At 48.1% G+C, this 8,956-nt stretch carries 9 protein-coding genes and 1 tRNA gene; 3 read left to right on the forward strand and 7 right to left on the reverse strand.

Annotated elements, in window-relative coordinates:
• The coding region (locus AC4MRN_RS17205) for a site-specific integrase (RefSeq protein ID WP_491203974.1) at positions 1–723 on the forward strand (723 nt) is incomplete at its 5' end.
• Between the two features lie 91 nt (positions 724–814).
• On the opposite strand, the gene AC4MRN_RS17210 is transcribed toward AC4MRN_RS17205, so the two are convergent.
• The 6 genes from AC4MRN_RS17210 to ftsH form a co-directional block, all read right to left on the reverse strand.
• Positions 815–899 (reverse strand) — tRNA-Leu (locus tag AC4MRN_RS17210).
• A gap of 10 nt (positions 900–909) precedes the next feature.
• Positions 910–1,266 carry a preprotein translocase subunit SecG gene (gene secG / locus AC4MRN_RS17215; protein ID WP_491203975.1) on the reverse strand — a complete coding sequence of 119 codons (357 nt, stop codon included), beginning with the start codon at positions 1,264–1,266 and terminating at the stop codon, positions 910–912.
• A gap of 11 nt (positions 1,267–1,277) precedes the next feature.
• Positions 1,278–2,012, reverse strand: a complete 735-nt coding sequence (gene tpiA, locus AC4MRN_RS17220) for a triose-phosphate isomerase (protein ID WP_073321465.1) — start codon at positions 2,010–2,012, stop codon at positions 1,278–1,280.
• Between the two features lie 110 nt (positions 2,013–2,122).
• Positions 2,123–3,466, reverse strand: a complete 1,344-nt coding sequence (gene glmM, locus AC4MRN_RS17225; protein WP_073321467.1) for a phosphoglucosamine mutase — start codon at positions 3,464–3,466, stop codon at positions 2,123–2,125.
• A 13-nt stretch (positions 3,467–3,479) separates the two neighbouring features.
• A complete protein-coding gene (gene folP / locus AC4MRN_RS17230; protein WP_491054615.1) occupies positions 3,480–4,307 on the reverse strand; it encodes a dihydropteroate synthase in 828 nt (275 codons plus the stop codon).
• 112 nt (positions 4,308–4,419) lie between these two features.
• Positions 4,420–6,366 (reverse strand): ATP-dependent zinc metalloprotease FtsH, encoded by a 1,947-nt coding sequence (gene ftsH, locus AC4MRN_RS17235; RefSeq protein WP_073321472.1) that lies wholly within the window; start codon positions 6,364–6,366, stop codon positions 4,420–4,422.
• Positions 6,367–6,840: 474 nt separating this feature from the next.
• Between ftsH and yhbY the strand changes: the two genes are divergently transcribed.
• Together yhbY and AC4MRN_RS17245 are read left to right on the forward strand one after the other, a co-directional pair.
• Positions 6,841–7,134, forward strand: coding sequence for a ribosome assembly RNA-binding protein YhbY (yhbY, locus tag AC4MRN_RS17240; protein ID WP_073322764.1), 294 nt, complete (start codon positions 6,841–6,843; stop codon positions 7,132–7,134).
• An 85-nt stretch (positions 7,135–7,219) separates the two neighbouring features.
• Positions 7,220–7,990: a 3-hydroxyacyl-CoA dehydrogenase gene (locus AC4MRN_RS17245; protein ID WP_155014695.1), complete on the forward strand. Its 771-nt coding sequence runs from the start codon at positions 7,220–7,222 to the stop codon at positions 7,988–7,990.
• A gap of 62 nt (positions 7,991–8,052) precedes the next feature.
• On the opposite strand, the gene AC4MRN_RS17250 is transcribed toward AC4MRN_RS17245, so the two are convergent.
• The coding region (locus tag AC4MRN_RS17250) for a S16 family serine protease (RefSeq protein WP_491203976.1) at positions 8,053–8,956 on the reverse strand (904 nt) is incomplete at its 5' end.

Genomic DNA, 8,956 nt, shown 5'->3' on the forward strand with positions numbered 1-8,956 from the left:
CTGCGAAAACTGTTCGGGTATGTAGTAGACGCCGGACTTATGCTGAATAATCCAGCAGACGGCATACTTCGCAAAAAACCAAAACCCAAACAACGCCAGCGTATTACCGTTGAGCAATACAAAGCAATTCACGCTATTGCCCCACTATGGCTACAAACGGCCATGGATTTATCACTGCAGACAACGCACGCCCGGCTTGAGATTACGCGTATAGAATATCGATTGAGGGCACCCAGCCAGGTAAGGAATGGGTGTGTATGGTATGACGAACCGGTGAAAGGTATTTATGGCACCCTATTCATAAATCGTCAAAAGGTAGTCGGAAACGAAGAGGCGCATGTGGCCATACCCATTGGCGCAGCGCTAAAGGAAATACTTGATAGAAGTAAAGACGGTGTATTGTGCCCGTTTGTGGTTCATCGATTACCAGACAGCAGAACCAAAGGCATGAGTGATCTTTGCACCCACCCTAACCAGGTTTCACCGGAATATCTAACAAGGCAGTTTAATAAATACCGAGATCTAACCGGGCTGTTTGATGATATGGATAGCGCGGCTCGACCGACATTTCACGAAATACGCGCATTGTCTGGAAAGCTGTTTAAAGAAATGGGGATTGACCCACAATCAAGAATGGCTCACAGAGACGCCAGATCAACCAAAACTTACACTGAAAATCATGACAAGTATGTCGAAGTTCCCCATGGTGAAATCGCACTTTAGCGCAATGAGTTTGACCACAATTCGACCACAGTTTGACCACATAACAAAAAAGGGCTACAGCCGAATTGGTTAGTAGCCCTTTATTTATGTATGGTGCGGAAAGCGGGACTTGAACCCGCACGGCCGAAGCCACCACCCCCTCAAGATGGCGTGTCTACCAATTCCACCACTTCCGCGAAAAACATTTTAGTTAGGTACGTCTGACTTATCGTCCTGTGCTGGTGTTACCGGCACATCAGAATCAGCTGGCTGAACCTGTTCAACCGCAACAGGCACTTCCAGATTTTCCCACTCATCAGTCACGCTTTCGCGTTGAGAGGTCAGCGCCCCTAAAAACAAACTGATAGCGAAAAACAACGTCGCCAAAATACCCGTCGTGCGAGTCATAAAGTTACCTGAACCCGATGAACCGAAAACGGTATTTGCACCGCCGGCACCAAATGACGCACCCATGTCAGCACCTTTACCCTGTTGAATTAATACAAACCCAATTAATAGGAGTGCAACAACAAGGTATGCAACTAACAATACTTGATAAAACATGCTTTATCCTCTTAACCTGCCGCCTGGCAAATCTTTCTAAAATCGTCAACTTTCAGACTCGCGCCACCAATCAGGCCGCCATCGATATCTGGTTGTGCAAACAGCTCAGCAGCATTATCTGCCTTAACACTGCCGCCATATAATAACTGTAAGCCACTGGCTACATCAGCATCAAACTTCGCTAAATGAGCACGTATAAAAGCGTGTGCTTCCTGAGCTTGTTGTGGTGAGGCAGTTACGCCTGTACCGATGGCCCAGATAGGCTCGTAAGCAATGACTGCCTTAGCCAATTGCTGTGCTGATAGCGTCGCAGTTAGTGCATCTAATTGCGCGGCCAGGAAGTCTTCTAACTCGCCGGCTTCTCTTGTTGCAAGGCTCTCACCAACGCAAACAATAGGCACAAGGTCATTTTCGATAGCCTTAAGCGCTTTCTTCGCAACTAACTCATTACTTTCACCGTGGTCTTCACGGCGTTCTGAGTGACCGACAATCACATACTGGCAACCGAATTCTTTCAGCATATCTGCCGAAATATCGCCCGTGTGCGCGCCGTTATCCAATTCGCTTAACGTCTGACCACCCAGTGCAAAACCGGCGTTTTCAAACGCAGGCAGGTAACAAGCTGGAGGACAAATTACAACATCTACCGTGTCGGTGTTAACACCGTCGGTTAATGCACTAAAGTCACTCACCAATGAACGGCTCCCGTTCATTTTCCAGTTTCCTGCAACGATTGGCTTTCTCATGCTTATCGGTCTCTCTTATTGACGCTATCCCAGTGTCGGAGCGGGCGTGATATTAACTATTCCCACCACATTATACAAGTGGAAAAACTAATTTCTGCGCCTAAAAACAATCAACTGGCGACATTACGAACAGCATCGGCAATTTTTTCTGCCAGCGTTGTTGAAGCCAGTTCATCGTCAGATTCCACCATGACCCGAATCAGGGGTTCAGTGCCACTTTTGCGAAGCAATACGCGCCCATGCTTGCCAAGCGTCTTTTCAGCCTCTTGTTTTGCCTGCAAAACGGCTTCACTTTCCAATGGATCGACACCCGTGTCTTCAAACCGAACATTAACCAGCGTCTGAGGGAATTTCTCAAACCCGCCTGCCAATTCATTCAATGACATGCTTGAGCGCAACATCGCGGTAAGTACTTGTAAACCGGCAACAATACCATCTCCGGTAGACGCCAGACTCAGGTTTAATACATGGCCCGAATTCTCGCCGCCGATGCTCCAGCCTTTTTGTTGCAGCAATTCCATTACATAGCGGTCGCCGACTTTAGAGCGAACAAAAGGCACACCAAGCTTGCTCAACGCAACCTCCAGTCCTAGATTGCTCATCAGGGTACCCACTACCCCACCATTAAGACGACCCGATTTCAATGCATCACGGGCAATGATATACAGGATTTGATCGCCATCAATGACATTTCCAAGGTTGTCGACCATCATGATTCGGTCGCCATCACCGTCAAGCGCAAAGCCCAAATCGGCTCCAGATTCCAATACCTGGTCAACAATGGCCCGCATTGACGTGGCTCCCACGCGGTCATTGATGTTTAAACCATTTGGTGAAGTCCCTATTTCAATCACTTCAGCGCCCAGCTCAGACAAGACTAACGGGGCAATATGGTAGGTAGCACCATGGGCACAATCCACTACAATCTTCATACCCTTAAGCGATAAATCTGACGGGAACGTGCCTTTACAAAACTCAATATAACGGCCCGCCGCATCATTAATACGTGTGGCTTTGCCCAACTTGTTCGACGCGACACACGTCATTGGCTCATCCATCATCGCTTCGATAGCAATTTCAATATCGTCGTCCAGCTTGAACCCGTCTGCAGAAAAGAACTTAATGCCGTTATCGTAATATGGGTTATGCGATGCACTGATCACAATGCCCGCTTCAGAGCGAAACGTTTTGGTTAAATAGGCGATGGCGGGGGTTGGCATGGGTCCAAGTAAACCAATGTTAATCCCTGCAGCAGACAAGCCAGCTTCTAGTGCAGACTCCAGCATATAACCTGAAATACGCGTATCTTTGCCGATCAATACCTTATTGGTGCCATGTCCAGCCAGTACTTTGCCCGCGGCCCAGCCTAACTTAGTGACAAACTCCGGATTAATAGCGCTCTCACCTACTTTGCCCCGAATACCATCGGTACCAAAATACTTCCTTTCCCCCATTGGAACCCCTTTTTTACTTTTTGTATTTATTTAACGCGTTAACGATATCAACCACATCCCGGGTTTCACTTACATCGTGTACTCGCAATATGTGCGCGCCCATCTGCGCTGCAATCGTTGCCAGAGCCAGACTACCTGCCAGCCTTTGGTCAACCGGTTTGTTTATTACCTGCCCAATCATGGTTTTACGAGACATGCCAATGAGCAAAGGCTTGTTCAAGCGATGAAACTTAGGTAAATCTGCTAACAGCTGATAATTGTGCTCAAGAGTTTTACCGAAGCCAAAACCCGGGTCAAGCATGATTTTACTTTCTTCTATACCTGCGTCTGTACAAGCTTTGATTCTAGCCAGTAGAAACGCTTCAACCTCATCAGTCACGTCACTATATCGCGGTTTGTCCTGCATACTGGCAGGATCACCCTGCATGTGCATTAAACACACTGGTGCTTTGTATTTCGCGACCACTTCTAATGCACCGGGTAACTGAAGCGCCCTGACGTCATTAATGAAATCCGCCCCCGCTAATAATGCCGCTTCCATCACGTCAGGTTTACTGGTGTCGATAGAGATGACCACATTTGATTCCCGGCGAATCGCCTCAACCACAGGAACGACTCTGCGTAACTCTTCATCAACACTGACTTCTGGTGCACCAGGGCGAGTAGATTCACCGCCGATGTCAATAATAGAAGCACCGGCAGCCTCCATAGCCAGGGCTTGTTTTACCGCATCATTTAACGCGTTATGACGCCCTCCGTCTGAAAAAGAATCGGGAGTGACATTTAAAATTCCCATTACCTGGGGAAACGATTGGCTAAGCAAAAGCTGTCTTATTTGCATATCGATAATTCATGCTAATTGATTTACAAAACACGAATTCCACGCGTGCTTGTGAATATTGAACATACAAAAAAGCGCCGGTAACGGCGCTTTTCTTCAGGCAACCTTGTTCCTATCCAGGAATGTCACCAGGCTTACCTACGGTCGGCTTGTCAACGCCATCGTTAGTAATTTCGCCTTCTTTAGACGGTGCACCGCCACTCGGCTTGTCGCCATCTGAAGAGCGATCATCCCAGCCTGCTGGCGGACGCACTTCGCGGCGGGCCATCAGGTCGTCGATTTGCAGCGCATCGATGGTTTCATATTTCATTAGCGCATCTTTCATGGTGTGAAGGATGTCTATGTTGTCTTCCAGGATTTTCTTCGCCCGATCATAGTTACGGTCGATCACAGACTTAATTTCTGCGTCGATAGCTCGAGCGGTATCGTCAGACATGTGGGAAGCTTTTGACATGGATTTACCCAGGAATACTTCACCTTCGTCTTCTGCATACAGCATTGGGCCCATTTTATCTGACAGACCCCACTGGGTAACCATCTTGCGAGCAATATCAGTTGCACGTTCGATGTCGTTAGAAGCCCCGGTGGTTACCTTGTCATCACCATAAATAATAGACTCAGCCAGTCGACCACCAAACAAGCTGGAGATCATGCTTTCAAGGTGCTGCTTGGTGTGGCTGACCCTGTCCTGTTCCGGCAGATACATGGTCACACCCAGCGCACGTCCGCGAGGAATGATAGACACTTTGTAAACCGGATCATGTTCTGGAACCAGGCGACCTACAATGGCGTGACCTGCTTCGTGGTAAGCTGTCATGGTTTTCTCTTCTTCCGACATCACCATCGACTTACGCTCAGAACCCATCATGATTTTGTCTTTCGCTTTTTCGAACTCTTCCATCGATACCAAGCGACGGTTTGCACGAGCAGCAAACAACGCGGCTTCGTTAACCAGGTTTGCCAGGTCGGCGCCTGAGAAGCCTGGTGTACCCCGCGCGATAACCGATGGCTTCACATCATCAGCGACAGGCACTTTGCGGATATGTACTTTCAGGATTTGCTCACGACCGCGAATATCCGGCAAGCCTACGACTACCTGACGGTCGAAACGACCAGGGCGTAACAATGCAGGGTCAAGTACGTCTGGACGGTTGGTGGCCGCAATAACGATAATGCCTTCGTGACCTTCAAAACCATCCATTTCTACCAGCATTTGGTTAAGGGTTTGTTCACGCTCATCGTGACCACCGCCTAGACCAGCACCACGCTGACGACCTACTGCATCGATTTCATCGATAAAGATAATACATGGCGCCGCTTTGCGCGCTTGTTCAAACATGTCGCGAACACGGGATGCACCCACACCGACAAACATCTCAACGAAATCTGAACCAGAGATAGTAAAGAACGGCACTTTAGCTTCACCGGCAATGGCTTTTGCCAGCAAGGTTTTACCTGTTCCGGGCGGGCCTACCATCAGCACGCCTTTTGGAATTTTACCGCCAAGCTTCTGGAATTTAGACGGGTCGCGCAGGAAATCCACCAGCTCAGACACATCTTCTTTTGCTTCGTCACAGCCTGCAACGTCTGCAAACGTCGTTTTAATCTGGTCTTCACTCAACAGACGAGCTTTACTCTTACCAAACGACATTGCACCACGACCACCGCCGCCTTGCATTTGTCGCATAAAGAAAATCCATACTGCTATCAACAGCAACATAGGGAACCAGGAAATGAAAATAGAGGCAAAAATGGACGGCTGTTCAGGTGGCTCACCCAACACGCGAACGTCTTGTTTTACCAGATCGGAAATCAACTGGTCATCAAAATAGGGAATGTAGGTTTTAAAGGCGTCGCCTGAGCGCTTCACGCCACGAATTTCGCGCGCTTCACTGTTAATTCGCACTTCGCGAATTTGCCCTTGCTTCACTTCCTTTAGAAACGTTGTGTAATCAGTTTGTGCGCGGCTTGATTCGCCTGGTGAAAAGCTCTGAAAAACAGCCATCAACACCACTGCAATAATCAACCACAAGATTAAGTTTTTTGCCATGTCGCTCAATGCTACTAACCTCTGTAAAAAACCTCCGGTTCAATAATGGCGCCGATTTGCGCCACCTTGCTAACCGGTGAGTGTCACAAAAAATGCGATACCTCAAGGGTACTACACTTTATAACCGCTTGCTACCAAATAGACCTCGCAAACTGCGCCCGCCTTAAGCTATTGCTTTACAGAGCGTTTGCCCCGGCCACAACATCAATACAACCTGCAGTTGTACTGAGCGGAATCACGGAAACGCGATGCAGCCAGAAACCACTGCTATGCATTTCTACGGTCTAACACAACATTCTGTTCAATTGTTATGCCAAAACCCCAAAAGCGCCGATATACGTCGCGAATATAAACACCTGCCCACCTTTTCACAGGTCTTTTTTGTGTTTACGTCACAATGTCATTAGGATTGTAGTCAAGATGGCGTTAGAATACGCGTTTTCAAGACAGACTTTACATTTAAATTGTAAGAAAAACCCACAGATGAAATTATCAAATAAGCAAAAACAATTCTTAAAAGGCCTCGCACACCCACTGAAACCGGTAGTTCAGCTAGGCGCAAATGGACTAACTGAAGGCGTATTAGCGGAGATAGACAACGCATTGAACTATCACGAGCTGATCAAAGTGAAAGTGCCAACAGACGACCGGGAAGAAAAAGCCCTCATTATGGATGCGATTGTGCGTGAAACAAACGCCGAAAAGCTTCAGGTAATCGGTCACACCCTGGTTTTATACAAGCCAAGCGAAGAGCGTAAAATTCAGTTGCCAAAATAAAACTGGCTGTTGCCGCCGCAACCTTCCCTTTCCGTTAACGTAAGGTAAACTAAATTTACATTACCATAACAACGGAAACCCCTGCATGCAGTTATCAAATCAAACCGCACTGATTACCGGTGGATGCTCCGGCCTGGGCCACGCAACGGCCAAGGCCTTGGTTGCAGCCGGCGCTAATGTTGTGTTGCTGGATTTAAACGAGAGCCTTGGCGCCCAGCGCGTAGAAGAACTAGGCGAAGACAATACTTTGTTTGTACGCACTGATGTCACTCAGCAACTCGATGTAGAAGCAGCATTAGACAAGGCCTATGCCAGATTCGGTGCAATTACTGTCTGTGTAAATTGTGCAGGCATCGCACCGGCAGGCCGAATGCTCGACAGAGCCGGGAATCCAGCCAGCCTGGAAGACTTCAGCAAAACCATCAATATTAACCTGATCGGTACCTTTAACGTGTGCCGATTGGTGGCGGCCAGTATGGCGGGTAATGATCTGAATGACGAATCCCGTGGTGTGATTATCAATACCGCTTCAATTGCCGGTTATGAAGGTCAAATTGGTCAAACGGCCTATGCTGCAAGTAAAGCCGGTATTATTGGGTTAACACTGCCTATGGCACGCGACCTGGCACCGCTCGGCATTAGGGTGAACAGTATTGCCCCAGGCGTTATGGGCACACCATTGCTCACGGCTATGCCACAGAACGTGCAGGACGCATTAAGTGCAAATGTGCCCAATCCTAAACGACTGGGTTTTCCGGAAGAGTTCGCCAGTCTGGCGTTGCATATCATTCAGAACGGGTACATCAATGGCGAAACTATTCGTCTTGATGGCGCACTGAGAATGCCACCCAAGTAAATTCAACAGTTGAATGAAAACGTGCCGCTCAAATGAGCGGCCCGTTTATATAAGCATAATGCTTAACGTTCTTCCTCGCCTCCGTTCACGATACAGGCAATATCGTATAAACGCTTCACGGCCAAGTCGTTAACCGAATGTTTTGGATAGCGGAATCTTGTCGACAACACGCCCGCCTCTCGCTCCATTAATAACTCCAGTGCGTCATCAACGGTTTCCACACAATAAACCGCAAACTGATTCTTTTTCACCGCTTCAACTACTGCTTTATCCAGCACCAGATGTTTAACATTGGATTTGGGAATAATAACGCCCTGGTCGCCGGTCAGGCCCCGATGCTGACACACATCGAAGAACCCTTCGATTTTTTCGTTTACCCCGCCGACAGCCTGTACTTCTCCATACTGGTTAATCGAACCGGTAATAGCCAGTGACTGACGAATGGGGATATCTGTAATGGCTGAGATAAGCGCGACCAATTCACCCAATGAGGCACTGTCACCGTCGATATGACCGTAAGACTGTTCCAGGGCAATATTTGCAGACAAGGTTAACGGGAAAGACTGCGCATATTTATTACCCAGGTAGCCTGTTAACAACATCACCCCTTTGGAGTGAATCGGCTGACCAAGTTCAACTTCGCGCTCAATATCGACAACGCCATTTGCGCCGGCATACACAGTAGCCGTAATTCGTGCAGGCGTACCGAAAGCACTGTCACCAATGTCCATCACGGTGAGGCCGTTAACTTTGCCAATCGCCTTGCCATCGGTTGCGATCAGTACCTGGCCTTCTTTTATGTCATTTAACAGTGAATCGCTGACTCTGCCCGTACGGCGTTTTTTGGCCATAAGCGCAGAATTGAGGTGGCCCAGATCAAGTACCTTGTCACCGACTTTTGCACAGAAATAATGGGCTTCGTTAAGTAACTCAATGACATCCGCAAAATGCGCAGACAGTTTTTCC

The sequence above is a fragment of the Marisediminitalea sp. genome, assembly GCF_984433645.1.

Bases quoted from the DNA above. Each gene is read 5' to 3' on its own strand.
- secG (WP_491203975.1), bottom strand. From the start codon at position 1,266: ATGTTTTATCAAGTATTGTTAGTTGCATACCTTGTTGTTGCACTCCTA.
- tpiA (WP_073321465.1), bottom strand. From the start codon at position 2,012: ATGAGAAAGCCAATCGTTGCAGGAAACTGGAAAATGAACGGGAGCCGT.
- glmM (WP_073321467.1), bottom strand. From the start codon at position 3,466: ATGGGGGAAAGGAAGTATTTTGGTACCGATGGTATTCGGGGCAAAGTA.
- folP (WP_491054615.1), bottom strand. From the start codon at position 4,307: ATGCAAATAAGACAGCTTTTGCTTAGCCAATCGTTTCCCCAGGTAATG.
- yhbY (WP_073322764.1), top strand. From the start codon at position 6,841: ATGAAATTATCAAATAAGCAAAAACAATTCTTAAAAGGCCTCGCACAC.
- AC4MRN_RS17245 (WP_155014695.1), top strand. From the start codon at position 7,220: ATGCAGTTATCAAATCAAACCGCACTGATTACCGGTGGATGCTCCGGC.